General features: G+C 50.4%; 28 protein-coding genes and 1 tRNA gene. 13 read left to right on the top strand and 16 right to left on the bottom strand.

Going from position 1 to position 26945, the window contains the following annotated elements; all coding sequences use genetic code 11:
• Nucleotides 1-205: 205 nt before the first annotated feature.
• Nucleotides 206-1450, top strand: coding sequence for a tyrosine-type recombinase/integrase (locus tag QFZ34_RS10530; protein ID WP_307280519.1), 1245 nt, complete (start codon nt 206-208; stop codon nt 1448-1450).
• Nucleotides 1451-1804: 354 nt separating this feature from the next.
• Here QFZ34_RS10530 and QFZ34_RS10525 read toward each other — a convergent pair whose 3' ends face one another.
• Complete coding sequence (locus QFZ34_RS10525; RefSeq protein ID WP_307280517.1) at nt 1805-2614, bottom strand: hypothetical protein; 810 nt, start codon at nt 2612-2614, stop codon at nt 1805-1807.
• Between the two features lie 1107 nt (nt 2615-3721).
• Between QFZ34_RS10525 and QFZ34_RS10520 the strand changes: the two genes are divergently transcribed.
• The 6 genes from QFZ34_RS10520 (at nt 3722) to QFZ34_RS10500 (ending at nt 8024) form a co-directional block, all read left to right on the top strand.
• Nucleotides 3722-4009 (top strand): hypothetical protein, encoded by a 288-nt coding sequence (locus QFZ34_RS10520; protein ID WP_307280514.1) that lies wholly within the window; start codon nt 3722-3724, stop codon nt 4007-4009.
• 45 nt (nt 4010-4054) lie between these two features.
• Complete coding sequence (locus QFZ34_RS10515; RefSeq protein ID WP_307280512.1) at nt 4055-4285, top strand: hypothetical protein; 231 nt, start codon at nt 4055-4057, stop codon at nt 4283-4285.
• A 60-nt stretch (nt 4286-4345) separates the two neighbouring features.
• Nucleotides 4346-4699: a hypothetical protein gene (locus QFZ34_RS10510; protein ID WP_307280509.1), complete on the top strand. Its 354-nt coding sequence runs from the start codon at nt 4346-4348 to the stop codon at nt 4697-4699.
• Nucleotides 4671-5219 carry an HNH endonuclease gene (locus tag QFZ34_RS23375; RefSeq protein ID WP_370878737.1) on the top strand — a complete coding sequence of 183 codons (549 nt, stop codon included), beginning with the start codon at nt 4671-4673 and terminating at the stop codon, nt 5217-5219. The genes QFZ34_RS10510 and QFZ34_RS23375 overlap by 29 nt, the downstream gene beginning before the upstream one ends.
• Nucleotides 5216-5569 carry a hypothetical protein gene (locus QFZ34_RS10505; protein WP_307280504.1) on the top strand — a complete coding sequence of 118 codons (354 nt, stop codon included), beginning with the start codon at nt 5216-5218 and terminating at the stop codon, nt 5567-5569. Before QFZ34_RS23375 ends, QFZ34_RS10505 begins: the two co-directional genes overlap by 4 nt.
• Nucleotides 5570-6173: 604 nt before the next feature.
• Nucleotides 6174-8024: a hypothetical protein gene (locus QFZ34_RS10500; protein WP_307280500.1), complete on the top strand. Its 1851-nt coding sequence runs from the start codon at nt 6174-6176 to the stop codon at nt 8022-8024.
• Nucleotides 8025-8059: 35 nt separating this feature from the next.
• Here the strand turns inward: QFZ34_RS10500 and QFZ34_RS10495 are convergent, their stop codons facing one another.
• Entirely contained in the window at nt 8060-8578 is a 519-nt protein-coding gene (locus tag QFZ34_RS10495; protein ID WP_307280496.1) for a hypothetical protein, read from the bottom strand.
• A gap of 74 nt (nt 8579-8652) precedes the next feature.
• Nucleotides 8653-9444 (bottom strand): hypothetical protein, encoded by a 792-nt coding sequence (locus QFZ34_RS10490; protein ID WP_307280494.1) that lies wholly within the window; start codon nt 9442-9444, stop codon nt 8653-8655.
• 422 nt (nt 9445-9866) lie between these two features.
• Here QFZ34_RS10490 and QFZ34_RS10485 point away from each other — a divergent pair, with 422 nt between their 5' ends.
• Nucleotides 9867-10073: a hypothetical protein gene (locus QFZ34_RS10485; protein ID WP_307280490.1), complete on the top strand. Its 207-nt coding sequence runs from the start codon at nt 9867-9869 to the stop codon at nt 10071-10073.
• Between the two features lie 597 nt (nt 10074-10670).
• Here the strand turns inward: QFZ34_RS10485 and QFZ34_RS10480 are convergent.
• Nucleotides 10671-11336, bottom strand: coding sequence for a hypothetical protein (locus QFZ34_RS10480; protein ID WP_307280488.1), 666 nt, complete (start codon nt 11334-11336; stop codon nt 10671-10673).
• 89 nt (nt 11337-11425) lie between these two features.
• The gene (locus tag QFZ34_RS10475) at nt 11426-11611 is read right to left on the bottom strand and encodes a hypothetical protein (RefSeq protein WP_307280483.1); all 186 of its coding nucleotides are present in this window, start codon (nt 11609-11611) and stop codon (nt 11426-11428) included.
• 227 nt (nt 11612-11838) lie between these two features.
• Between QFZ34_RS10475 and QFZ34_RS10470 the strand changes: the two genes are divergently transcribed.
• Nucleotides 11839-12030, top strand: coding sequence for a hypothetical protein (locus QFZ34_RS10470; protein WP_307280480.1), 192 nt, complete (start codon nt 11839-11841; stop codon nt 12028-12030).
• Nucleotides 12031-12337: 307 nt separating this feature from the next.
• Entirely contained in the window at nt 12338-13120 is a 783-nt protein-coding gene (locus QFZ34_RS10465) for a toll/interleukin-1 receptor domain-containing protein (RefSeq protein ID WP_307280475.1), read from the top strand.
• A 150-nt stretch (nt 13121-13270) separates the two neighbouring features.
• Here QFZ34_RS10465 and QFZ34_RS10460 read toward each other — a convergent pair whose 3' ends face one another.
• From QFZ34_RS10460 to QFZ34_RS10435, 6 genes are all read right to left on the bottom strand, one after another.
• Nucleotides 13271-14719 carry a DUF8370 family protein gene (locus QFZ34_RS10460; protein WP_307280472.1) on the bottom strand — a complete coding sequence of 483 codons (1449 nt, stop codon included), beginning with the start codon at nt 14717-14719 and terminating at the stop codon, nt 13271-13273.
• Nucleotides 14720-14925: 206 nt separating this feature from the next.
• Complete coding sequence (locus QFZ34_RS10455) at nt 14926-15210, bottom strand: hypothetical protein (RefSeq protein ID WP_307280470.1); 285 nt, start codon at nt 15208-15210, stop codon at nt 14926-14928.
• A gap of 19 nt (nt 15211-15229) precedes the next feature.
• Nucleotides 15230-15565 carry a hypothetical protein gene (locus tag QFZ34_RS10450; protein WP_307280468.1) on the bottom strand — a complete coding sequence of 112 codons (336 nt, stop codon included), beginning with the start codon at nt 15563-15565 and terminating at the stop codon, nt 15230-15232.
• A 590-nt stretch (nt 15566-16155) separates the two neighbouring features.
• On the bottom strand, nt 16156-16596 hold the full coding sequence (locus tag QFZ34_RS10445; RefSeq protein ID WP_307280464.1) for a hypothetical protein: 441 nt from the start codon (nt 16594-16596) through the stop codon (nt 16156-16158).
• A 317-nt stretch (nt 16597-16913) separates the two neighbouring features.
• Nucleotides 16914-16990, bottom strand: a tRNA-Arg gene (locus QFZ34_RS10440).
• Between the two features lie 97 nt (nt 16991-17087).
• Nucleotides 17088-18257, bottom strand: coding sequence for a M20 aminoacylase family protein (locus QFZ34_RS10435; protein WP_115055568.1), 1170 nt, complete (start codon nt 18255-18257; stop codon nt 17088-17090).
• Nucleotides 18258-18411: 154 nt separating this feature from the next.
• Between QFZ34_RS10435 and QFZ34_RS10430 the strand changes: the two genes are divergently transcribed.
• Complete coding sequence (locus tag QFZ34_RS10430) at nt 18412-19533, top strand: D-alanyl-D-alanine carboxypeptidase family protein (protein WP_115055593.1); 1122 nt, start codon at nt 18412-18414, stop codon at nt 19531-19533.
• A complete protein-coding gene (locus QFZ34_RS10425; protein WP_307280458.1) occupies nt 19533-20690 on the top strand; it encodes a CobW family GTP-binding protein in 1158 nt (385 codons plus the stop codon). Before QFZ34_RS10430 ends, QFZ34_RS10425 begins: the two co-directional genes overlap by 1 nt.
• A gap of 163 nt (nt 20691-20853) precedes the next feature.
• Here the strand turns inward: QFZ34_RS10425 and QFZ34_RS10420 are convergent, their stop codons facing one another.
• From QFZ34_RS10420 to QFZ34_RS10405, 4 genes are all read right to left on the bottom strand, one after another.
• Nucleotides 20854-21144: a sulfurtransferase TusA family protein gene (locus tag QFZ34_RS10420; RefSeq protein WP_370878736.1), complete on the bottom strand. Its 291-nt coding sequence runs from the start codon at nt 21142-21144 to the stop codon at nt 20854-20856.
• The gene (locus tag QFZ34_RS10415) at nt 21123-22352 is read right to left on the bottom strand and encodes a L,D-transpeptidase family protein (RefSeq protein WP_115055562.1); all 1230 of its coding nucleotides are present in this window, start codon (nt 22350-22352) and stop codon (nt 21123-21125) included. Before QFZ34_RS10415 ends, QFZ34_RS10420 begins: the two co-directional genes overlap by 22 nt.
• A gap of 271 nt (nt 22353-22623) precedes the next feature.
• A complete protein-coding gene (locus QFZ34_RS10410; protein ID WP_008127996.1) occupies nt 22624-22899 on the bottom strand; it encodes an HU family DNA-binding protein in 276 nt (91 codons plus the stop codon).
• A 204-nt stretch (nt 22900-23103) separates the two neighbouring features.
• Entirely contained in the window at nt 23104-24045 is a 942-nt protein-coding gene (locus QFZ34_RS10405; protein ID WP_307280443.1) for a LysR family transcriptional regulator, read from the bottom strand.
• 165 nt (nt 24046-24210) lie between these two features.
• Between QFZ34_RS10405 and QFZ34_RS10400 the strand changes: the two genes are divergently transcribed.
• A complete protein-coding gene (locus tag QFZ34_RS10400; RefSeq protein ID WP_115055558.1) occupies nt 24211-25164 on the top strand; it encodes a ring-cleaving dioxygenase in 954 nt (317 codons plus the stop codon).
• Nucleotides 25165-25191: 27 nt separating this feature from the next.
• On the opposite strand, the gene QFZ34_RS10395 is transcribed toward QFZ34_RS10400, so the two are convergent.
• Entirely contained in the window at nt 25192-26757 is a 1566-nt protein-coding gene (locus tag QFZ34_RS10395; RefSeq protein ID WP_307280440.1) for a VOC family protein, read from the bottom strand.
• Nucleotides 26758-26945 lie beyond the last annotated feature (188 nt).

Below are 26945 nucleotides of genomic sequence, written 5' to 3'. Positions count from 1 at the left end.
TATTGATAATACAGTAGAATTTACCCATCTCTCTTCTCGGTCTTCTTCCTATCACGCCCTCTGAGTCGTTGGGAATGGCCCAATAAAGCGCCCCCTAGTTTCACCCTTCTTCTTGCCCTAGATTCCGTAGTATGTCATTACTTAGTCATTACTTTTTGGGTGCGACGGACGAGGGGTCACTACGATCCCGAAGGGGAGGTTCGACATGAAGCTCAAGCTGACACAGAAGGCCATAGAGACTCAGGTGAAGGGTCTGGACGGTAATGCCGTCTACCTATGGGATACCGAGTTATCAGGCTTCGGTGCTCGTCTGTCGCCCTCTGGTGAGGTCTCTTGGCTTGTCCAGAAGTTCATAGGCGGTCGTGGTGGTCGTGCTGTCAGGCAGACGATAGGTCGTGCCAAGGATGGCATGGAACTGACTGACGCAAGGAAGCTCGCAGTCTCAGAGATTGGAGACATCAAGAAGGGTGTCGATGTCCTAGCCCGTAAGCGTGAGCTGCGTCACAAGGTACGCGACCAGATGAACAGCATGAGGACAGAGGAAGCCATAGAGAAGTTCATCAAGGCGAACGGTAAGGACACTCGGTATTGGAAGGATACAGAGAGGCTATTGAGGGCGTCCCTGTCGTCATTCTTGAAGCGTCCTATCATAGAGGTCACCAAGGCTGATGTCCGTAAGATGCTTGATGACAAGCGAGGCCGTCCTGCTGCTCAGAGAAACCTGTTTGCTGCGTTGAGACCTTTCTTCTCGTTCCTCGTAGAGCATGACCTAATCGTCACTTCTCCTGTCTCGTCTATCTCTGCTCCTGATCCATTGGCCTCACGTGACCGTCTATTGACGGACCTAGAACTCAAAGCCCTATGGGAGGTCTCGAAGGGTCTTAGCAATCCATGGGGTCAATTCTATCGTCTGCTCATCCTGACGGGCCAACGTATCGGTGAGGTCTCAGGGATGCGATGGGAAGAGATCGATATGGAGAAGGCCCTTTGGACCATCCCGAAAGAGAGAGCCAAGAATAACAAGGCTCATATCGTCCACCTATCATCCCAGTCTATCGATGAACTTCGTTCTCTGTCGAATAAACAAGAGGGATTTGTATTCCCTGCAAAACGTCTTAGGAAGAAGGACCAGAAACTGTTGGGCGAGGGGTCAATCAAAGGGTTTAGTAAGTCGAAAGCTAATGTCGATGCCCTCATGACTGCCTACCTGAAAGAGAAGGCCGACAATCCTACCTTTAAACTCACACCTTGGCGTGTCCATGATCTTCGGAGAACGATGGTCTCAGGTCTTGCTCAAGCTGGATATGCGACGGACGTAGTCGATAGGCTGCTCAATCACGTATCGGGGTCTCAGTCGGGCGTGAAGGGTGTCTATCAGCGATATGAGTTTATGAAAGAAAGACGAGAAGCGCTGATGGCATGGGGAGAACATGTTCTTAGCCTCACGTAGTATTCGTCATAAAACGAACAATATTGCGGAGCACTAGCGCTGCATTGGCGAGTACTGTGTTTGCTTGGTCATGCGGGTAAAAGCTTCTTCTGACGAAGTGGTGAGTGGCCTTCTAAGCTTAGGTAGGAAACGAGAGTTTCTGACGGACACAGGGCGGGTCTAGTGAGCGCGGCGAGAAACCGCTATAGGTGTCAAGCGACACTGCAAGAGACTAGACGAAGTGCGAGCGGGCATGATTAGGAGCCTTGTCTTTAAGTGTCGCACGGATTTAGCCACAGGGTTTTACCCCTCACTATTGTTGGGTCCTGACTATCCGTGTTCATTCACGGAGGCATGATTGTGAGTCGCTTCCTATCACGTCCCTACTTTGGGCGAGCCGTCGAACTGCGCTATCAAGCTGCTATACTTTGATTTCAGATCAAGCTTCTCTTTGTGTCGAAGGTCTTCTTCCAAGATCATAATGATCGACTCTTTACCTACGTCGAAGAATTGAAGGCACACATCGTTTTCTAGCTCGTGGATGCCTTGGCTAAATATCCCATAGATTCTTCTGTTCTCGACAAGAAATTCCGGTAGGTGAGCTTTCAGCAGATCAATCTTATCCTCCATCCTGACCTTGAATTGCTCATCAGCCCACCCCTCAGTAACTCTATATTCATCGAACCGAGATTGAATGAGGCGTTCGAACACCCTTCTAAGGTAGACGAATGATCCGATGCCTTCACCATGAGCCGCAAGTCCTATTGCCTTGTAAAGCTCTGACCAGTTGTCACCTTTTAGTACTGATTTGTACTTCTGGCGGGTCTCTTCAATCGCAATTTCCGCAAGGGGAGGGAATTGTCCGACCTTCTGGAGGACTAGTTTGCTTATCAAGATATTGTACCTGAAGACATGGTTACGGTCGCGGCTGCATTCGATGTAAATGTCGTCGTAGGCAACTCGAGCGTCTATGTCGGAAAAAGGATGGTCGCCAATACGGGCGCCATGGACCACAAAAGTAGAGTCTTTCCTGCATTCCTTGCAAAATCCGTCTATGCGATCGTCTTTTGTTTTATCATAAAGAACTGCTAGCGCCTTGCTGCCTGTTGCTACTGTAAACTTGGCATAGAGTGGCGCGTTGAATAGTAGATCAGCTATAGACGAAAGAGGTTTTGGTTCGGCCATTTGTTCCCACCTTTGTTTGAGGGAATATGACTGACTCATCTCTAGTAAACAATCAGCCTTTGACTTATCCACTCTATCCACAATTGAGGTCGAGAGCGGCGCTACAGATAGTGTTTTCCTGACTCAGGGGCCCATCCTACAGCGCATCTCTTGCTTTTTAGGTGCATTGGTAGCCTAGACTTCAAGCGCCTCTCCTTGGTGAGGTTTCAATCTGTCCCAGTGCTGTTTACCCTGCAATCGGAGAAGAGAATGTACTTTCACGTTAGCTATGCGAATTGGCAAATAGGCGCAATCATTCAGCCCGGAAATTGGGGGCGTCAGTTAAGGCAACTAGGTACTGTCTCGATCCCAATTGATTTCGGATTTAGTCCCCTGTCGTACACAAAGACGATGATATGGGAGTCATGCTTTGAGGCGGCTAGGCTCAGAATCGATCCTGCACTTCCGAGTCGATTGGATTGTGTGTTCCTGTGTGATGTCCAAGCCCATGCCGAACAGTTTCGGAACTCGTACAGACAGGGGGCTTACGTCTACACCTGCGATCCAGTTGCGCCGAACGTCAACCAACACCTTTCAGACTTCTCTTTAATGGAAGTTCCAAATGGTGCGTTGATCGACGTGATACCGCCGAGGGCAATCCAGTATTGGTCCAACCAGCCTGTCGGGACACGTGAGATAATCTATGCAGGGTCGGTCCGTGTTACGGGTCGCTTGTAAAGGACTGGGTTCTTGCCTTCCTATCATTATGGGGAATATGATCCTAAAAACTCGCCATTCGGGCCGATCTAATAAGTTATTCTGGCAGGCTGATTTGCTAGATTTTGTCAGATTTCTGGATGTTATTGAGGACGTAAAGGATTAATTTCCTTCTTTTCTCCCAGTGGACACAAGAATATATAAGTAAAAACAACGCATTAGCTTGTTTAATAGGTTTATATTCATTTTCCCTATTGACTTTGATACCAAAAGTATGCTATAGGGACGCGATAGGCTGAGATTTTATCGCCTATGCTTTCACCGAATCCCCCAGCAGTTCCTCCATCGAGAGGTCATTTCACTCGGTCATGCCGTTTGGGGGCGCATGGCTATTTTTACAGAAAGATAATTATGGACGCATTTCCAGAACGTGAGCATGAGAAATACATGGTCCGCCTTATTACCCGCGAGATGATTGTTGAATTGCCCGGCAAAGGGTCAGTTAAAATCCTCCCGCATAATTCCAGCAATCTCTATTCTATCGAGTTCAAAGGACTCAAATCCCCAGAGCATTTGAAGGGGAAATATACGACCCTCCATGAGGCCTCTACCGAACTCCGAAAATACCTCGATGACAACAAGATCGAGTTCGGGGAAATCGAGCGTTATGCCTCGATGGATGACCGTCGCTATTTCTAACTACTTTAAGACCACCAATTTTCAATCAAACTATTAGGAACTCAAATGGCATTGACCATCTACAAAGACTCTTCCTTCAAGAAGAAATGGAATGACCTGACAGGCGCCGAGAAGCGTCTTGCAGACAAGGAGATCGATAAGTTTGTCTCCCAGATCGTCGGGGATCACCAGCTTTCTAACGACTTCCGTCACGAGATTGCAAAGCGTCTGCTCGATCAGACCCGCACCGTCGATAAGCCCGTACAGAAAGGCACGACAAGCCTTTTCGATTTCTAATTTTTTCAGTCATGGGGGCCATCGTTCGCGGTGGCTCCCCTTTTTCAGAAAGACATTTTCATGAAAGCAAGACCTATTCGCATGGAGTCCGATTGGGCCTCCGGCGCAAAGCAGTATGTCGTCTGTGTCCCGTTGGGACGTTCCGGCAACCAAGAGGCGGCCATTAATCGCGAGGACTATGACGAACTCCTATCATTGGGCGTTTCACCTAATTGGCAAATCTGCTCTTCGTCAGTCGCGTCCCGTGGGATCGGCCATAAAGTCCTTGTCGCTCGTGTCCTCATGGATGCCAAGGCGGGACAGCGTGTCCGTTACACTGACGGCAACCCGTTAAACCTTCGTCGTTCCAATCTCTCTCTGGAGGACAAGGGCTTTTCCATCAACGATGATCGATCAGTCTTCGTTGGACGCTAAGGTTGTTCGGGAGCTTTTCGAGTTCGATAGTGAACGGGGTGTTCTGGTTTGGAGAGAGAGACCAAGGGAGCACTTCAAGACTGACAGAGCTTGGAAAGCACGCAATTCCCGCTATGCCGGAAAAGATGCCGGTCACTTAGACAAAGATGGCTACACCTACATTCAAGTCCTAGGTCGTCGTCGCTTAGCCCATCGTCTCATATGGCTTTATGTCCATGGGTCGATGCCTGACGGTGTTCTCGATCACGAGAGCGGAAGGCGGTCTCACAACCGGCTCGATAACCTCAGGACAGCAACCCTCATACAGAATGGTAGAAACCGGAAGCGTCCTAACAATAACACGTCGGGCCGGATGGGTGTCATTTGGGACCGGTCTCGTGGGCGTTGGCTTGCTCAAATTCGAGTCGGTCCAGCACTCAAGCACCTAGGCCGATACTCCGATTTCAAAGAGGCGTGCAAGGCGAGAGAGGCGGCAGAGCGTGCCAACGGATTTCACATCAATCATGGGAGAACAGAATGACGAGCAACAAAATACACTCGACCGGCATTGGATCATCGAAGGTCTATGCCACGTTTGACAGGTACGGTTTGGTTCAACCTGAAAAGCAGAAACCTAAGAAGGGTAGTGGGCTGATACAATTGAGCCGGACACCATTCTGTCTTGAGATTAAGGACGACTGGCGTGTCTACTTCCCTACGGGCGGCACGGAATACAGCCTGCAAAAACTCATCAACCGAAAATGGGTTGAGCAGAGGGTGGCGACGACGGTGGAAGAGCTTCTTCACGGTATCAGGGTCAAGGTCGGGACAATAAGCGGCTTTGCTGAATCTTTGCTTGAAGAACTGCCAGACCTTTCCGCTCAGGAGTAGCGACGGCTGATTCATTCATAGCTCCACCATTAGTGGATAGGCCCTTCCTTGACTCATGCAGACTCGTACAGCGCGTTTCGTGGGTTGACTGGTGCTTACCTAGCCAAAACATCAAACGCCTCTGTATGATTCACTTTTGTGGGGTTTGGGGAGGTTTCCTTAAGCGGAAATTGTTCAATGATTTCTACGTGCGCGTGCGCTCCAAAAGAATACTAATAGAATACCTTAGGGTTACCCTTAAGAATCCCCATAGGATTCTCTAGGTAATTCCCTTGTAATAAATCCCTTAAGGAATCCTATAGGGGATGCCTTAAAGGTTCCTCAGGATTCCTAGAGATTTACACCTCGTATAAAATACCTAAAGAGATTCTATGGGGATTCCTTAAGACTGCCTTTCTTCTTTTTGTCGAGTGCGAGCCAGCGAGCAATTCAAGTAGCCCGTCTGCAAGTTCTAGACGCGCAATCGGAGAGAGGCGTTTGCCTCTGAGTGCTTGCTTTGTAGCCAAGCCCTTACAAACGCTGTCTGTGATGCTGAGAATGGCAAAGAATGCCTATCCAGAGGCGGTGCTCGACCAATACTTAATCAATTTTTAAAGAGGTTTTCATGAATAGTTTTAATGCCGTCCGGCAGACGTTCGAAGCCGACAACCAGGATCAATATGATATCGACCTAGATTCGATGAAAGTCGATGACGATCACCTAGCCCTTGAAGCGATAGGCAACGTCCATAAGAAGTTTGTAGACTGGGGACATGCTCCATCGTCTCAGCATTGGAGGGGCCTTAGGCATATCGCCAAGGTCTATCAGTACATGGCGGCTGGTGTCGCTGCGCCGGTGTTCTATCTGAGTTCCCTGCCTTGCGGGATGGGTAAAACCACCGTTGCTACTGAGTGCACGAAGGCCCTTATCGCTGGTGATGCCTATAAGTCTGTGGGGGTGATTTACTTCCTATCACGTCTTGAGGAAATCAATGCCCTAGTCGATGCCATGGGATTGGAGAAGTCAGATTTCTCGGTCCTCGTATCTGAAAGCCGTCAGGGTGATGTCAACGATTTAGGCAATCCTGTCGCTTCGAAGGCAAGGGTTCTCTTCACGACGCAACAGCAGCTTGAGGCAAGGCTAAAGGACGGTTCGACCTTCACGGATATAGCGGCATTCCACTACCTAGGGCGCCCACGTCTCGTTAGAGTGTGGGATGAGGCGATTGTACCCAGTAAGATACTCACCCTCGACCAAGACGACATATCCAGCATGTTCCGTGACCTTCGACAAAACAGTCTGGGGTCTCTTCGTGATCTTTTGGAAGACTGGTCAATCGCTCTTCGTAACATGGAGACCGGACAGACAGTCGAGGTTCCTGATATCGAGCCTTACGTTTCGTCTCTCGACGCTTTCAGAGGGGTGTTCGACAACCAGCAGGACCAAGATAAGGCGGAGGCCCTTTGGTATCTGTCGGGCCGTACCGTACGGATCAGAAGGTCTCAGGATTCAGCGGCCACGACGTTCGATTACGAGGATAACCTACCGGAAGACCTAGCTCCGATGCTCATCCTTGACGCCAGTGGTGGCCTTCGTGAAACCTATTCGTTTTGGCGTCGTGACAGGGGAGGTCTTAAGTCACTCCCATCCCCGACGAAGACCTATTCAGGATTGACCCTCCATCATTGGGACCGTGGCGCTGGAAAGACAGTCTATCGGGACAGGAACAAAGCCCTAGAGATTGCCAAGGGGGTAGCGAAGGCGATCAACACTGAGATTCCTCTGGGTGAGGAAGTCCTTGTCATCCATCATCGTCAGGTCAAGAAGCGTGACCCCGATATGGTGAAGCTCATACGAGGTTCAATCAACCCTGAGGCGAAGGTCTACTTCTGTAACTGGGGCAAGCATACGGCGACAAACCAATATGCTCATATCCGTCATGTCATCCTTGCTGGAATCCTCCAATATAACGAAGCTCAATATGAGGCCCACGGGAGGGCGGCAAAGAAGGCTAAGACAGAGGAAGAGTTTGACGACAATGATTTCCAGAAGACTCGCTTCGGGGAGATAGCCCATAATATCTTTCAGGCTGCATGTCGGGGTGAAGCAAGGAAGACAGTCAACGGCGATTGTCCAGAAGGGTGTCACCTATATTTGATCTTCTCTACCGACAAGAAAAGGGGTTTCCCTCGTGATGGACTGAGTAGAATATTCCCTCAAGCTCCTATCATAGACTGGCTACCTGTCTGGGATTTGAAGGGGAATAATCTCAAGGTCGTAGAAGCAATTAAGTCGGCTTACTTAGTCGATCAACCTACTCGCATATCCAATGACCGTCTTATCGAACTCACGGGAATAACAAATAGGGCAAATCTCAACAAGTCGCTCAAAGACCCTGTTGTAAATGCGGCGCTGGCCGAACACAGGATCACCCTCTCTAGTGCGTGGGGCGCAGTCATCGCACATGGCGCGTAGGTTGACGGATGTCTTTTATCAGGGGACACAGTGCTTTAGAGTGCGTAGAGTACAAACCCTGCACTTATCGCAAATGTAAGCCATGCTACCGTCGTAGTCGCTATCGAAGCATAGTAAAGGATATTCATAAATTTACCGGCTCTAGTCTGAGAGGGTAATTTATATAAGTCGCTTCGATATAGCGTCGCTGGATTGGCTAAGGATGCATATAAATGCTCACTAGCTTGAAAATTTAACCAAATAAGACCACCAGCCAACAATGTGAAAAAAACGCCTGAAACACTGAATCCAGCGGCGCAAGTTAGCAGATGGAGTTCCTTTGGCACTAGAACCTTTTCGCGGAGACCGCTGATCGCATAGATGGCACCACCGTGGACCGCAAGCAACGAAGCCAGAATCCATTTGGCGTAGTCAATGTGGGCCTGCATGGAAGCCCTCTCCATATATCGATTCGAGTCGTAGGATTCGCGTGCATGTAATACGTAGCGATCACGATCCTCTTGATTCCATTGTTCGACAAACACCGATTGATTTGGGTTATCTGTTTTTGTCACTGTGTGCCCCCATAATGCTTACTGTATTTGGTCTTATCCTTCATCATCGTTTTGCAAAGCATGCGTCGCTTTAGTTAATCGAAATCGCCACGACCGGCAGCATGAGAAGTAGCTTCGTCACGATGGATATGTAAAAATTTGAGTCGAGCCGAAAGCCCTAGCGTGAGTTCCTCTAATCCTTCGCCATTGTTCAAATATTGTAGGTAACGATGGTGACGTAAATCGAACGGTATGTCCTCAGCGCTCTGTGTAATAGGTATGACATGTTTGCCGAGTGTATGCGCGATACCGGCCTCATAGAATACGTTGGGATTCTTGCCGGTGAAATCGCAAATGACAATAAAGGAACGATATATCAATCCAAAAATATCCTGAATAACCGCTGATTCTTTCCAGATATTATCCGCCCGTTCACATTTCATTTGGCTTTGCTTACATGCTTCTTTGATTGCATTGTATGTACCGCTGAATGAACCGGAGAATGGCATCATTGCCGATACAAGAAATGGGTCTGGCAGTTCCGATGGAATATTGAAAACAGCTGGCTGAAAGTAAACCTTTGGTCCTGCAATCATTGCACTTGAGATAGTTTCGCCACCACCACCAAATTTATTAAATATATAGCGTTCAATATCGAGAAAGTTAGCCGATTCTTGTTCGACAATCCGCATGAGGACTTCCAGTGCACATCCCGCATAGTCGTCATCGCCAAAACTTAGACTTCTTAGAAGTCGTGAATGAGACCTGACGATATCGTAGCATCCTGTCAATGTTCCCAGTTCAAGCCAATTTTCTTGGGTGAAATTTTTCACCGCAACGTCTTTAAGAGCGAGTACTTTTTTTCTAGTGCTTGCATCAACATACATCGATTTGTACTCTTATCTCTTGCCATAAAAGACTACCATAACAGACTGCTATGGTGCGCCGACCATTGCTTGAACGTGGCCCAATTGGGAAGTACCCAATCGTTGATTGTCAAGTGTAACTATTCTCCTTCTAAAGCAGTGTTAGTGAATGAAATTGTGGCGCAATCTTAAAACGGCTCTGTAAAGTGCAGGATTGGGTTCGGGATTGCCGATCAAATTAAGTGGTTTGGGAACACTTCAATTGATGTGCTGTTGGATACTTCGAAAGCGGTGTTCTTCCTACACATTCGTGAGATCATAATCTCTCAAATATCGGTAGCGCGGAGGCCTGTAGCCCACCTGCTATGGTCTAATTGCGGCCATGCGCCAAACGCTGCTATGAAGCGCCCGCGAGAGTATGTCTTTGTATTTTTGGGGGCGCAATGAACTACAGCGAGATATGGACGGAGGCGGATTTTGTCGACATGGGTTGGCACGACGCCGTCCTGTACTCCATGAGCTTCCCCCAAGCGAACCACGCGATACGTTTGGATATTGACTATATTTCCAAATGGCATTGGGACCGCGAAGCGGTGCGGGGATGGGATGTGCCCCTTGCACGCTGGAATTCAACAACGTGTCCGTTCTGAGGATTTCGCTGGATTGGCAAATGCAAGGCGACACCTCGATCCAAGACATCACCCGCCCGAATAGTCGGCTATCCGCAAATGGAAAGTTTATGCTTTGGGATTACCAGATCGAACTCGACGCGGGAGACCTTCGCTTTAACAACGACTGGATTCACTCAGACTGTTCGGAGGTCACCCATTTTTCCACCTCTCAGGCGCTGGATCAGAGGGGGAGTCTTTATAGGCCACCTCAGAATGCGTGGCCGCGACTGCAACGACGTTTTCTTGAGCTTTGCCCGGATGATGCCGCGACTGCTGCAAACTGCACCAAAGTCCTAGAAAGCAATGCAGAGCAACGTCACACAAATCTATTCTCAAACCGAAATCATCAGTGAACTGATTTCATCAGCGAGCAATATGGCAGATTGGGGATTTGGCATTGCAGCGGGTGCATGAATGGAGTGCAACGGTACCGGGATGTTGCTCTGAAGTTGAAGCGACGATCAGAAAGTTTGATGCCATATTAGAGCAGAAAGTGCCCGTCGAACCTTATTAAACCGATTATGAAGCTTATGCCCAAACTATCAGCGCCCTCAACCCTGCGGAGTGAAAGATAGTTCATGGGGCTTTTTTAAATTCTTTGACTGTGATCGCATAAACTTTCTGCGCACCAAAATCCACCGTCAGATTCAGCTTAGGATATTCAAAAGCCTTACTAGTGTCCGACGTCAGTTGAGACTTTTCGGGTGGTCCAAGCCTCTGGATCACATGTTCCTCACTATAGCCGGTACCTATACCGAGTACTGGTGGGCAATAAGTTCCGGCGACAGCGAAGCATCTTATTCTCACAAGCTTGTTGTCCTCAAACCCAACATCCGTTCTTGGATTCGAAGTCTTTTCCCAGTGCCAATAATTGTAGTCCTTTGCACTCTTCCCATAAGGGTATTTACCGGCTTGATTTGCCAGAATCAGATCATCCTTCATCCAAATTGGGAAAGTTTCTTTCTCTTCTTCAGTCGGTTCCCGGTAGGAACCAGACGGTTCTCCGAGGCGATAGATGGCTTCTTCCTTCGATATACCGAGAGAAAGGTTCAAATAATCCGTCTGAATTATCGGTCGGCTTTGATAGGTAATGTAACCCCAGATACCAATACCACATAGAATAACCAGCCCGAAGCTGCGCAGCGCAATCTTTCGCCAGCTCCATCGATCCTTCGTCTGAAGAAACAAAACTAGCAAACTGACCACCAATACCGACAGAAATACTCCCGTCCCAAGCGACATTTGTTTCTTGCCCCCAGCTGTGATGGACCATACTAGCTTAGAATAGAAATCAAAGGTCGACTCTTTGGAGAATGAGTGCGGACACTATTTCAATCGCCAGTAGGCTTGCCTCTCTTGCGGCTAATCTCAGCAGCCAAAAGCTTCTGTTGAACGTCGCTGGCTTCAAGGATTGGTATCTCAATCAGATACGCCAACATATCATGACCGTCTGCTTCTGCGATCTGGCGAAGAGCGATTAGATCATCGATTACTTTCTGTAAAATCGCTGCACTCATGCTTCTCTCCATCTTAAATAGATAGATGATGACATGGTTATCACTTTGAATCTTCGTAGCAATTGGTATCGACTCGCATAGCGAGCAGAACTGAAGTGTCTGCAACTAGGACGTTTAACAGGCTTCCCGAATACCTTGAATTGTACGCATTCTGAAAAAATACGCTCAACTTATCCACCCCCTTTCAGCATGAGCGATAATGCTTCCAGTGCAAATTGGAGGTTAATATGGTTCCCTTACATATCGTCTTTATCGCCACGGTTATTCTGACAGCTGCCAGCGGATTGGCTGCAACGTGCATTGTCGTTTTCGGTGATACTCGTCGGAATGAAGGTCAACGGGCGGTCGCCGAGAAGCTCGCACAAATCGCCATGATTGGTGCAGCTGCCATGACTTCTTTGCTTGCTGTTTCCGTATGATTGGCCTCACCTGCCGTTCCCGAAATCGGGAGTAACATGACTCATCGAAATACGTTTCTGGTTTCGACGTGAGCGCGAAGATGTGAAGCGTATGAAATCAGAATGATTGAACTACCCCCGATCCCTGATCCCAGGGTAGGGGCTCTTATGATATGTTCCATATCCACGCTTGATAGGGGAATGCAATTTTTGCTGACGAAACTCTTACAAAATCAGCGGAGCATTTATGGAAACTCCGGCATAATACTGCGGATTTGCCAAGTCGGAGGTTGATAGATATTACCTGACTAAAATGGCGAGGGCTCTCATGGCGAATAAGTCGGCGATTAAACCAACGATATTCATTTCTCACATTAGCGAAGAAGCCGCGCTGGCCATACTCTTTAAGAATCAAATTGAAAAAAGCTTCTTGAACACTGTGAACGTGTTTGTGTCGTCGAACGCTGACAGCATATCAATTGGTCAACGCTGGCTCGATAATATTTCAAATGGTTTGAAAGAATGTGCGGCTATGTTGGTGTTTTGCAGCCCACAGAGCGTCGGAAGACCTTGGATCAATTTTGAAGCAGGGGCGGGATGGGTGAAGGGAATCGAGGTGGTTCCGGTTTGTCATTCCGGCATGACTCCTAGCGGCCTTCCCATTCCCCTTAAGCTTCTGCAGGGAATGCTTGCTACTGATAAAAAGAAACTATTGGAAGTGTTCGAGCTTGTAGCGGAAAAACTTGGCTCTTCGACGCCAGATGTCGATGTAGATGCGCTTAATGCAAAAATCGTGGAGTTCGAAAATGCATACGTTTTTGAAAATGGGATTGGTCGAGCACTATCCGAACTCGGGGCGGTAGCTCCGAGAGTCCTGCGCGTTATTAGCTCGGCAATTCCAGGGAAAATACAGCGCATCGATTTTACAAAAGATGAGTATGAAAACTGCGCACAGACACTCAGCGGCGTTGAGCGTGTGGACGAAGTCAGGTTCAAATGGAAAGAAACTGGACTCGTGTGGGGTGATGGTGAAGACGAAGGCATGACCAGATTGGGAAACCTTACTTTTACCCCGAGCCTGAGACTTATCGAGTTTTGTCGAACGTTTTAAGTCGGGTTCCCTAATGGCAGATGCAGCAGTAGGATTAAGTAGAGGATCGCGCCGGTGACCTTCATGGCAGTTTTTGATGACAGGCTCCTCGGCGGTCAGTGAGGGAATATTGCAACCTACACATTGGAAGCTGTAACCTCGCTGAATGGATTAGAATATCAGCTTATCAAAGAGACGTTTCACGGTGGGGAAATCGTACCTCTGCAGAAGTCGATCTTCGGCATCAGCGATCAAACTTTCCAAGTCCTTGTCGTCGATGGCGACAATATATCCATGGCCGTCTGTGGCAACGGCCTTGCATCTTTTTTGCATTGCGACTCGGTTTTCGATAGTTCGACATACCACAATGCCAAACCTACCTCTATCCTTTGAGAATCGCATTGCAATTTGATCGATTTCAGGGTTCCCAAGCTCGTTTCCGAAGTTTTTGCATTCTACGAAGACATGGGAGCAATCATAATGTCGCGCTAGCCATTCGAAGAAGCCAGTCCGAGCATAATTCGTGAAGGTGATATCCACTCTCTTCATACCATCGTGTATTGAGGTTTGGGTCTCAGGATCGACTAACACCGGATAAAATAACGCTGAGAGCAGATCGCCAATTGCGTCCTCGTATTTATAAGCATCCTTCTTACCCGGTTGCAGGCTTGTAACGCTCTCCAGCAACCTTGCCCAATCGGGAAGCTCGGTTCCCTGCACATCGGCAATCTGTCGATGTGAAAGAGCAGGTGTTGGCCCTGAATTATCTGCTTTGTACTTCATAAGTAGATCGGGGTTTTCGTCGGTTTTCTTGATAGATAGTGCTTTAGCCTCTGATCCGTACTTCGCTTCTACATCTTTCTTATAGACAATTTTCTTACCTTTGTTTTTACCGGATTTGAGGATCTGAACGAGCCCCGTATTCCGCTCCATCTCTTCTTCCTTGAACCGCTCTAAGACGTAGTGTCGATAGTACTTCTCGACGCTATAATCCATGTCGATACGAACGATGGATTTGGGCACCAGAATGAGTTTTGTGTCATCCGGCATTGGAAGGCGCACGTAATCTTGGTCCCAAGATTTTGTGTTTGGGTTCCAAACTGGGCCGGAATCAACGTCGTTAATCAGGGGAATCCCGTATTCTTCGCAAACCCGTTGCGTGAATGCAATTAGTGGCCCCCGAATAATATTGGTGATGATGTCTGAAAGAATGTCGGTCGACACGCCGTCGATCAAGAGAACGGTATCCTCAAGGTCCGACAAGAGTCCTGATTTAACTGCTTTGCTTTTTTTAAAGGCATTCCAGATTTGCTTGGCCTTCTCAGGCCCAAGTCCTCGTCCGTCTGATCGTCCTTTGGACAGACCAAGATGGGTCTCATTGGGCTCTTTCAGCACGGTTAGAATATCTAAGGCGTGGGTATCGTTTCCAGATCTAATGGAATCGACCACAGCTGAGAAAAACGTATGCAAAAGATGAGTGCAGTGTTCACCCCAATCAGACTCCAGAATTCGCAACGCCCTAGCGTTGACGAAGAGCTTTACGTCGTTCTCAATATCGACATCAAGAAAACTGAGGCTGGGTTGCTTTTTATTGAGCTTATAATATTCCGATACGCGCATGATATCCCCGGTGTGAACAATTAGCGTAGGAATCAGAACTACAAGGGTAGTCATGGTAGTCGAACTGCCAGACCGCCATTGTACCGAATTTTATAGACAGCAGATCAATCCTAAACTCCTTATTGAGAACAAGCGGCTCGCTTTTGCTATTCGGTTCGAAGCTTTCTTTATCAATATCCATCGCACCCCTCGGGCGTATTTCTAAATTAGACAAACAAACGAGCCAAAATTGGAATAACTTGAAGACCTGTGCCAAGGCAGATCATCCATAGTCCGACCTTTGCGGCACGCGAGGCCTTCAATAAATTGATAACTGTGGGAATTTTCATCCCCTGCTCATGAGTTTCAGGGGCCCATCGAGAGGCCGCAATCGTAATTGCATCTTCTTCGGACACAAACACGGCCTTAGCTGCCCAACCAGCGCCTATGGCTGTTATCAATAGTCCAAGCGCAGTCGCAAAATCTGACCACCACGTCGCGATATTAGACATAGTGCAAACCTCCACATCACTATCTGCATCCCTTGCTTTTGATCACGGATTCGATGGCGTTCACCTTGCCCTTCGACACAGCTACTTGCCCCGCCTTGTCACCACCAAACGTGCTGGACGCTGGCACACCGATGAGGAATACACCTACGGCATCGCCGGTTGCTGCTTGGTTTTGTTGCTTGGACAGGCTGGCAAGCGTAGTTTGCTCTTTTACAAGTTCTTGTGCCAAGCCCGGGCATTCGATGTTCGAGTAGGCCGCCATTGGAATATCGACAGGCACGATCGCATCCGGCCGCTTTGCGCAACCGACTAATCCTGCGGTCAGAACGACCGCAGCACATATTTTGATTTTCATAGTACCCCCAAAGCGCCTCTTTTTTTGGACGCCTTAATGTAGATGACGTGAATAAGGTGAAACTGTCAATGGATCGTTGATTGATTACGTAGAGTAACTTTAAGAAAAACCTCGTGCCAATACTCACAACTGGGGGGGCTTATTGACATACGACAAGAAAATGTATCCTGATCTTATAAGGGATCTATATAAGATTTGAATACAATTGAGATTTGATCAGGAGAGGTTCAATTTCGGTGAATGTACGGGTGTTCTTATATAGACCCCTAATAAGATTGCCGTACAAATCGAATAGGTCGTGATCATGGGAGATTCCCCTCATTCACTGCCCATGTCTTAATAATTCCATGTCGATAAGTCCCGAAGGGACCCTAAGCTTTTCGTAGGCTAAATCTGATTCCTGCCCCGATAATTGCCCCCATTAAGAACCAAAGATACCCTCCTGTCCAAGCAGATGTCAGCCAGTTGCCTATGGTCCTGATACTTTCGGGTAATCTGCTCAATCTTACTACTGCATTTCCTAAGAGTGATGACGCACACCCACCTACGACTGCGGCGACTAAACACTGAATTTTGAAATTTGTTGTCATTTAAGGCACCGCTTCATAAAATACGGTTTGCCAAGATTTGTCGTATTCACTGTAGGCTGCATCGATAGCTTTGAAGGCGCTTTTAATTTGGTCGAGCACCTTCTTGCCCCGATACTCTGGGTCTGACTCGAAGTGGATCAATACCTTTTTCTTGAGGTCATGAATCCGTTCTCTTGGAAAGTTCTCGGCCTTGATCCGTGTAGCCACGGCTGTTGTATAGCCCGGCCTAACGTAGGTGTCTGGCCATCTATCAGTCTCTTGATCGTGCTCTTTTAGAACGTAAATCTGGCCTTTCGTATACAAGATCAATTCATCAGACAACTTCTCGTAACCGTTCAACGGGAGAGTTATATCTCCGTTTGCTCGGTGAGTTTTCCAAAGCATAAATCCAACGACACCGAGGATGATGACGCCTATCGGACTTGAAAGTAATTCAACCATTGTATCCCCCGACCATGACTGACGAAGAACGGTATCAAAATACAATAATTTTTGCGAGAAAATTTGAGGGTGTAATACACTATAGCCTAGTACCCCCGTCACCCCTCCATGGGGGTCTACTGGCGGTCTCTGGGGCAAGGAGTTCTTTTTCAGGCTGCTTCGCTGGCAGTTGCACGACTCTTGACGTTCAAATCAGCACTAGACGAAGCCTTCACGGTCACCGTGTTCTCTTCGAACGGTCATTGTAGGGTCATTACTTATGGGTGAAATGCAGAGACAGGCGACAAAAGCGACTCAACTAAGTCATTGATATTGAATGGTGATCCCGACTGGATTCGAACCAGTGGCCTACAGATTAGGAATCTGTCGCTCTATCCTACTGAGCTACGGGACCATTTAAGCGGATCGCGAATAGGGGCGATCCGCAGAGACTTAACGTTTTTCAATGCCGCCGCCAAGTCTCAACTTTGGTAGAATGCGCGGCAAAGCCATCAGGTGGATGGCAGGAGCGCGCTTTCGGCAATATTTACCCAATAGCTGATGCCGTGCGGGATTGCGTCATCGTTAAAATCATAGGCCGGGTTGTGCAGTGATGCGCTTGCTCCGTTGCCCATGAAAATGAATGCGCCGGGACGCGCTTCAAGCATATAGGAGAAGTCCTCGCCTGCCATCATAGGCGCAACCTCTTCATTTACCGCATTATTTCCGGCAACTTGACGTGCAACCTTGGCGGCGAAATCAGTCTCGCGATCATGATTGAATGTAACCGGGTAATTACGTGCGTAATCGATTGTGACTGTCGCGCCCAAGGCGCCCGTGATGCCCTCGACAATTTCAGTAAGCCGCTTTTGCGCGTAGTCTCGCATTTCCTTGCGAAGCGTGCGGACCGTTCCCGCCAGTTCCGCTTTTTGCGGAATGATATTGTAGGCATCGCCCGCATGAAATTTGGTGACTGAAATAACGACAGAATCAAGCGGATCGGTGCCGCGAGAAACAATTGTCTGCAGTCCATTCACCAGCTGTGCGCCAATAACAACAGGATCAATCGTTGTGTGAGGCTGTGCAGCGTGGCCGCCACGACCTTCAATTGTAATGGTGAATTCGTCGGTTGCGGCCATGATCGGGCCTTTGCGGATCGCAAATTCGCCAATCGGTATGCCGGGAATATTGTGCAGTCCGTAGACTTCGGAAATGGTGAAACGCTCCATCATGCCGTCCTTGACCATTTCGCGGCCACCGCCGCCCCCTTCTTCGGCAGGCTGGAAGATTACGGCTACCGAGCCTTTGAAATTGCGTGTTTCGGCCAGATATTGCGCTGCGCCAAGCAGCATGGAGATATGCCCGTCATGACCACAGGCATGCATTTTGCCGGCATTGGTCGAAGCCCAGGGCTTTCCGGTGATTTCTGTCAGCGGCAGGGCATCCATATCGGAACGCAGGCCGATTGTCGCGCCTTCGCCGTGACGACCGCGGATTATGCCGACAACGCCGGTTTGGCCAATGCCTGTAACCACTTCGTCGCAACCAAAACCGCGCAATTTTTCTTCAATAAATTTTGCAGTCTGGTGCACATCGAACATCAATTCGGGATTTTGGTGCAAATGGCGGCGCCATTGCGATACTTCATCCTGCATTTCGACAGCGCGATTGAGCACGGGCATTTTTACATCAACTCCAATTTACCTGTGACAAGAAAGGCACTTTGCCTTTTCGATGCCACATAAGATAGATAAGGCCATTGCCGCTCCACGTGAAGCGCGGCTTAATGCCTTTTGCCTTCCCAAGGTTTTTATACAGACAGGCTGGATTTCAGGAATGCGGAAAACTGTAGCACTTTTTCTAGTCGGTAGCGCGATGTCAACCGTTGCGATGCTCGGTCTTGGATCAACGGCCCTTGCCGAGGCGAATATCACACTTGATGCTGGCGGTGGCGAGATTCTTTCGCAAAAAAACGCCTTTCAGCGCTGGTATCCAGCGTCCCTGACCAAGCTCATGACCGTCTATGTAGCTTTCCGCATGCTCGAATCAAAGCAGGTAACGCTTGATACGCCCGTTCGAATCACCGCGCTTTCAGCCAAGCAACCACCGAGCAAAATGGGCTACAAGGTTGGCTCGGAATTGACGCTCAGTGACGCGCTGAAGATCATGATGGTCAAATCGGCCAATGATGTTGCCATGGCGGTTGGCGAGACGCTGGGCGGCTCTTCAGAAAAATTTGCGGTGCTTATGAACGAGGAAGCCCAACGTATTGGCATGAAAGGCTCGCATTTCGTTAATCCGAACGGGCTGCATTCGGACGATCATTATACGACAGCGCGCGACATGGCAGTTTTGACCCTGCAACTGCGACGTGAGTTTCCGCAATTTGCGCATTTCTTCGACATTGAGGCCATCGATTACGGCGGCAAGAAAGTTCAGCCGAATTTGAATGCCTTGATTGGACGCTTTCCCGGTGCGGATGGGATGAAGACCGGTTTTGTCTGCCCGTCTGGTTATAATCTGATCGGCTCAGCGACGCGCAATGGCCGGACGGTGATTACGGTCGTTCTTGGCGAACTCAAGCTTTCGACCCGTGCCACCAAGGCTGCTGAACTTCTTGCCAAGGGTTTTGAGACCCATGGCACTAGCATCACGATCGACAATCTGAAATCCAACGGTTCGCCGGAGCTTGATGTTGCTGTGAATATGCGTCCGGAGGTCTGCTCCAAGACGTCGGGTTCCGATACATGGGACGGCAAGGATCTTGAAGGTCATATCATTGCCGGATCGCCTTATATGAACCGCATGGACCGCGAGCCGGTGGCTGAAAAAGTCGCCTTGCTGCCGTCAAAGCTCAATGCGCTCGGCATGGAACTTAATCGCCTGCCAGTGCCAACGCCTCGCCCCGACCGTTCGTCGCTCAGCGATGCGGGCAGTGCTGCGAAGGTGATCAATTAATGGCTGGTCCCATTCCAGTTTCCGTTCTGACGGGCTTTCTCGGCTCCGGCAAGACGACTTTGCTCAATCGCCTGCTGAAAGATCCGGCGCTTACCGATACTGCCGTTATCATCAATGAGTTTGGTGATGTGGGCATCGACCATCTGCTGGTGGAAAAGGCGAGCGAAGGCATTATCGAACTTTCGGATGGCTGTTTATGCTGCACAGTGCGTGGCGAACTCGTTGATACGCTTGCTGATCTGATCGATCGTTTGCAGACCGGAAAATTGCAGCGGCTAAAGCGCGTCATCATCGAAACCACGGGTCTCGCCGATCCCGCGCCGGTGCTTCATGCGATTATGGGACACCCCGTTTTGCTGCAAGCATTTCGTGTGGACGGCGTGATCACGACCGTTGATGCGGTTCACGGCATGGCGACGCTGGATGCACATGAAGAGGCAGTAAAGCAAGCGGCTGTGGCTGATCGCATCGTCATCACCAAGACGGATCTGCGTCAGTCGGTGGGCTTGGTCGATCCACTGCGCGCGCGTTTGCAGGCGCTTAATCCTGGTGCCGATATTATTGATGTCAGCGATGAACGGACGGGCTTTGCGGCACTGTTTGAATGTGGTGTCTATAATCCGGAAACTAAGACGGTCGATGTGCAGCGCTGGCTGAAAAGCGAAGCCTGGCGAGACCGTGAGCACGAGCGCCACGAGCTTGAGCATCATGGACACCACCATCATCATGATCATCATGACCACGACAGTCATGACCATCACCATGATGTGAACCTCCATGATGCGGCCATCCGGTCATTCTCCCTGACCCATGACAAGCCTGTGCCGCTATCGAGCTTCGATATGTTTATCGATCTGCTACGCTCGGCCCATGGGGAAAAGCTGTTGCGTGTCAAAGGCATTGTTCTCTTGGAGGATGACCCCGAGCGGCCGCTGGTCATTCATGGCGTCCAGCAGATTTTTCACCCCCCCGTACGGCTCGCCGCATGGCCGGAAGGTGTGCGCGAAACGAGACTGGTCATGATCGTCAAGGATCTGCCGGAGAGCTATGTACAGCAGCTTTTCAACGCGTTTCTCAACAGGCCGCAGATCGATATGCCTGACCGCGCCGCATTGTTTGATAATCCACTGGCTATACCGGGTGTGAAGCGGGTTTAAGTTTTGCTGCAGGGCAGTTGTGCGTGGTTCGACAAGCTCACTATGAGGGAGAGAGTTGATTGCAGGGAGCCATGTTCTGGAGCGATGAAGATTATCTTTGCAGTTCGCCAACTTCCTCATGATGAGCTTGTCGAACCACGCAATCGGGTAATGCAGCCTATCTTTAGCCGCGCTCGATGTGAAAGCGGTGGCCGCCTTCGACGCTGATTGTTTCAATCAGACGGTGGCCCTCGGTCAGGCAGAAATTGGGCATGTCGATAACGGCCAGCGGGTCGGTGGTCTCTACCCATAAGCGCGTTCCAGCTGCGGCTTCAGCCAGTTTTTTACGGGCTTTAAGCACGGGAAGCGGGCAATTCAGGCCGCGAAGATCGTAGACTTCGGCTTCCATGATGCGTTTTGAATCCTGCTCATCCGCGAAGAAATTAAACGTGCTTAATTGCCGCCGATTTTCCACCACGCCTTTTTGGCGGGCGCGGGTGCTGCAACCGGTGCGGCGGCTTCAGGCGCTGCAATGGCGGCTGTTGTCATCGGAGCAGGTGCCGGCGTCTGTTGTGGAACAGGCGTAGCTGCAACGGCAGGCGTGTGCATGCGCGAGCGCTTGGAAGCTTCGCGCTCTTCCTTCGCCTTGTCGGCTGCCACAGCAGAGGCGAGCCGGACCATGATCTGTGGCTTGTTCGCCGCATCGGCATCTTGTGGTGACAAGGATGGCGGCTCTTGCGTTACGCGTTCACCGCGCGCGCGGCGCTGGCTCCATTCAGCAATGATCTTAGCCTCGGTCAGACCCTGGATCGAGCGGGCAGGGGCTTGAATCTTGCCCTTGCCAACCATGGATGAGAAAGCGCTCTCATAATTGGTCTGATAGGACTGATAGGCCATTTTCAGCGATTCCGGCTGATCAGATGGCGGGCAGGTGCTGGTCGCAGCGATAGGCGCGTTCGGGTCGGATGTGTGGTTGAAGACATATTTCTTCTCGCAGACATCGACTTTCGGCGGCACTTTGGTGATTTCAAAGTGGTCGTAGCCTTCCTTCAGATTTTTCCAGAAAGCGTAATTGGGATCATCCTTGTAGCGCGCCATATTGGCGGCAGTCATGCGGAACGGATAGGCTTGTAGCTGGATCGATTCCTGCCCGCCCTTGAAGGCATCGCGGGCGAAAGCATAAATCTGCGCAACCTGACCATCGGTCATCGAATAGCAGCCGGAAGACGAGCAGGCGCCGTGAACCATCAGATTTGCGCCCGTCCGGCCAAGCGCGCGGTCAAGCGCGTTGGGAAAGCCAGTATTGAATGACAGATAGTAACTGGATTTCGGATTCATGTGAGCGGGGCGGACGGCATAATAGCCTTCCGGCGCCTGACGATCACCTTCAATGAATTTCGGGCCAAGTTTCCCGGACCATTTGCAAATCTGGTAACTGGTGACGATATCGTAGCGGCCATTGTCCTTGCGCTTCCAGACTTCAAGAACGTTTTCTTCCTTGAAGATGCGGAACATGATCGGCGAGGTGGCAGTCATGCCTTTCGTCTTCATGCTCTGGACAAGTTTGGCGGGCAGTTGCGTGTTCGCGCCATTTGGAACGAGATCGTTCACCGTCCCGCCCTGACATCCGGCAAGGAAAAGCGTGAGCATCAAAGGCGCAAGAATGTGTGTCTTTATCTTCATTGCAGCAGCAGTTGCCAGTTCATCAATGTGTTTGCCGAGGTCGGATTCGCCGCGAATATAACATTCGCACCATTATAGATGCACCCGTTATAGTTGATAAAGTCTTGACGCAACCGCATAAAATTGCCCCGATCACGCAGATGTCACCTTTCACGCACTGACGGCGGATTTATGGCAAACAATCATGAAGCACACATAATTGCTTCGAAGTGCCGCAAAACAAAAAAGGCGGCGCAAATTGCACCGCCTTTTTTAAGTCTAGTCCGAAAGATCAGCCGTTAAGGGCGTCCTTCAGAGCCTTTGCAGGCTGGAAAGCAACTTTCTTGGAAGCTGCGATCTTAATTGTTGCGCCGGTTGCAGGGTTGCGGCCTTCGCGAGCGGCGCGAGCCTGTACCTTGAACTTGCCGAAGCCTGGCAGCGAAACTTCATCGCCAGCTACGACTGAATCGGTGATGCCTTTAAGGATGCTATCAACAATCGCCTTGGACTGAACTTTTGTAAGACCCTGATCAGCGACGAGCTTATCAATGAGATCGGACGTATTCATTTGGCGGTTTCCTCAGTATATTCGTTGATCGGAGGGGTCTGTATGGCACGCGTTACGCACTCTGTCATCAGGAACTACAGGCAAAAAGCGGGTTTATACCCAGTGTTTACGGGGTTTTTTTCGAATTAAGCCCTGATTTGCCAGATGGCGATGCCGGTTGACCCAAAAATCGCGCCAAGTGATTCGGCTTGTGCGGGCCCTTAATCAGCTATCGACAGGGCGATAAGCTTCGTTGATTTGCCAGATTGGCGGGCTGCCAATATGTCTTGCAATATGATCGACAAAGGCGCGCACCTTCGCAGAGACATGGCGCGTGGGAGGGTAGACGGCATATATATTGTAGGGTAGCGGCTTTGCTTGCGGCAAAACGGGGATGAGTCTTCCTGCCCGCAACGGTTCGGCGGCGATGAACATCGGCAGGAGTACAAGCCCAAGGCCGGCAATCGCCATATCGCGCATCGCCTCGCCATTATTGGCAACGATGCGGCCATGCATCGGCACGGCAATCGGTTCGCCATCCTTGTCCGGATTTTCAAATTGCCAGAGCTGGCTGGTATTGACGTTGGAATAGTCGATGCAGGAAAAGCGATCCAGCGCGCCCAGCGTTTCCGGCAGGCCATGCGTATTGGCGAAATCCGGGCTACAACAGATGACACGGGGATCGGTGCATAATTTGCGCGCGATCAGGCTGGAATCGCGCAATATACCAATGCGTATGCCGACATCATAACCGCCGCGCACCAGATCGATCATGCGGTCTTCAAACTCCACGGCGATTTCCAGATCGGGATATTGCCGGGCAAAATCCGCAATCATCCGCCCCAGATACATTGTGCCGAAGGTCATGGGCGCAGCGATGCGCAATGTGCCGCGAATGGCGCTATTGCGTGTCGCGGCCGTATCAGCCGCCTCCATGATGTCGCGGACAAGCGGGCGGATGCGCTCGACGAAATCCAGCGCATTTGCCGATGCCACCAGCTTGCGCGGCGTTCGCTGAAACAATTCAATGCCAAGCCCACCCTCCAGATCGGAGATGCGCTTGCTGACAACGGATTTTGACAGGTTAAGCCGCGCGGCTGTGGCCGTGATGCTGCCGGTTTCAATCACGTCGAGAAACGTCAATAAATCTTCGAAACGCCACTTCATGGTTTGCTTATACGAGACATGATTGCCGTTGAACAGAAGTTTGATGGCGTTATAGTTCTGTTTTATCGAACATGAGTTGCATCTTTATGGTCTTTATTGCCGGAACAACTGCGCAGATATTCACCCCAACGGCGATTTCGCCACTCAACCACGCAGGAGGCTTTGATGAGCTTACAACTGACAGGCATTCACCATCTGACGGCAATTACCGCCAATGCGCCAGAAAATGTGCGTTTCTACACAAAGACGCTTGGTTTGAGGCTGGTCAAAAAGACCGTCAATCAGGACGATACGAGCGCCTACCATCTTTTTTATGCCGATGGTGAAGCAACGCCCGGTACGGATTTGACTTTCTTCGACTGGCCAACTGCACCGGAGCGCCGCGGCACCCATAGTATTTCGCGCACTGGTTTGCGGGTTGGCAGCAAGGCCAGCCTCGACTGGTGGAAAGCCCGGTTTACCGAATTGGGTGTCAAGTCCGGCGAGGTGACAGAGATAGGCGGTCATGCTTCGCTGGATTTCGAGGATGGCGAAGGACAGCGCTTTCGGTTGATTGATGATGGCGGTGCTGGCGACTCCCACCCTTGGGACAAGAGCCCTGTGCCTGCCGAACATCAGATCCGCGGGCTTGGCCCGATCACCATCAGCGTGCCGGACATCACCAATACGGAAGCAATTCTGTTGCATGTGATGAACATGCAAAAGGTCCGCGATTATGCCGATCCCGATGGCATCGGGCATGTGCATGTTTTTGCAATGGGCGAGGGCGGTCCGGCTGCGGAGTTGCACGTCGCCGTTCAACCTGATCTTCCCGCCGCACGGCAGGGTGCAGGGGCGGTGCATCACGTGGCTTTCCGCGCCCCGGATGTCAATGCCTTGCATGAATGGACAGAGCGTTTGAAAAGTTTCCGCATGCCATCCAGCGGTGAAGTCGAGCGTTACTATTTCCGTTCGCTCTATTTCCGCGAACCAAATGGTATTCTGTTTGAGATCGCAACCGACGGTCCGGGCTTCACAGTGGACGAGCCGTTGGAAACGTTGGGCGAAGAGCTTTCCTTGCCGCCATTCCTTGAAAGCAAGCGTGCTGCAATCGAGGCCGGGCTTAAGCCGCTCGTCTGATTATGAAAAAGCAGCAAACAGGCCGGATCAATTCCGGCCTGTTTCCATTTCTGTCAGCCAGCTTCTGACGGCGTCAATATCATGCTGATTGGTCTCGTGACCGGCAGGAACGCTGAGGGCAGTCAAATTGGCTCCAGCCTGCCGCAGATCGGCTTCGAGTGCGGGGGCATGCGCACCAAAGAGGTCGTGATCGCCGGTCAAGCTGAGAATATGCGTGCCGCTCAGATCAGCTTCAGGTGTCTCTTCAAGCACTTTGGTTGCGCGCAGCAAAATGGCATTGCGCACCAGGCCCGGATGCAACTGCATCATGGCAGCCAGAAGATTGGCGCCGTTGGAATATCCCATGAAAATCGTTGATTGCAGGTCGAGACCATAGGCTTCGACAGCGCCTTCAATGAATGCGGCGAAGGCTTCCGCTTCCGAGCGGATGTCGTTTTGATCAAAGCTCAAAGGTCCAAAACGGCGGAACCAGCGCGCAGTTCCTTCTTCCGTGCTGCGACCACGCAGACCAAACAGCGTTGCGCCGGGTGCGATACTGGCCGCCAAGGGCATAAGGCTTGTTTCACTGCCATCAGAACCATGAAGAAGGATAAATGCCTGGCCGGTTGCCGGTTCGGGCGTATAGACGCGATGGACGAATGGCAGATCGCGATAAATGAAACGCGGTTCCTTTGGCAGACCGAATTGCGGCAAGATGATTTTTACATTCGCCGTTTCATCGGCAAAATGCGGGGGGACGAAAAGCTCTGTGCCCAAAGTCTCCAATGGTTCGTCAATCAGCACGCCGGGACCATCCGTCGCCATTTCGAGCAGAGTACCGCCCGGCTCGCGCACATAGATGGAATGGAAATATTTGCGATCGTGCAGGGCAGTTGCATCGGCACCTTCAGCAATCATCTGCTCATAAGTCGCGTTCACTTCGGCAATATCTGCGGCGCGAAAGGCAATATGATCCACGGTGCCGGTGCCGGGGGCGGAGCTCCAAAAGCCGGTTGCATCGCGAACGTCAATGCAATCTCCTGACGAGGAAACCATTCGCGTTATTGTGTCGCTCTGCCCTGCACTTTCATATGAAAAGTATCTGCTGAGAAAGTCAGCAGTCTCAGCAGGTTTTTCCGTGAGGATCGTTGCGCCGCGTAAGCGCATGATCGCATCCGTTTGCGATATGCCATCGCTTTCCCACGGGTCCCCGGGGCTGACGGCGTCTGTTCCGACCAGTTTGATGATCGCCCCGTCAGGATCGTGCAATCGCAGGACGGTTTCGCCGAATTCCTGCGCGGGTCCTGTAACCGCGATGTTGAATTGCAGCGCACGGGTCAGCCAGAAACCAATAGTTTCAGTTGGAATAGCGAAAGATACCTCGCTGGGCTGGCCATAGCCGACGCGGCCAAGCGAGCCATCTTCCCAGACCAGAAATGTGATCAGGGAGCCGGGAGTGCCAGAGGCATCGCCATAAATCAGATGGAGTTGTGTTGCGTCTTCAAAGCCGCCGGTACGCTTGACCAGCCGAAGCCCGAGAAACCCGACATAGAAATCGACATTCGCCTGAACCTTGCGGGTGATCAGTGTGATGTGATGAATGCCGCCTGTCATGTCCGAGGTCCCTCTTTTCATGAGGCGCTTGATAAGGGGAAAGCAGGAAAGGCGCAATCGCAGATGACAGCACAAAAGAGAACACCCACCGCTGGGAGGAGCGATGGGTGTTACTTGTAAAGAACGGCTCTGGGAGGAACGCTGTTCTTTAAGCGGCCGTGGCTGGGAGGAGGAGTGCCACGGACGTG

Origin of the sequence: Phyllobacterium ifriqiyense, assembly GCF_030817885.1 — a bacterium.
In the GTDB taxonomy this organism is placed as follows: domain Bacteria; phylum Pseudomonadota; class Alphaproteobacteria; order Rhizobiales; family Rhizobiaceae; genus Phyllobacterium; species Phyllobacterium ifriqiyense.
The sequence above is the reverse complement of the archived record's forward strand: the minus strand, read 5'-3'. Positions and strand labels throughout refer to the sequence as shown.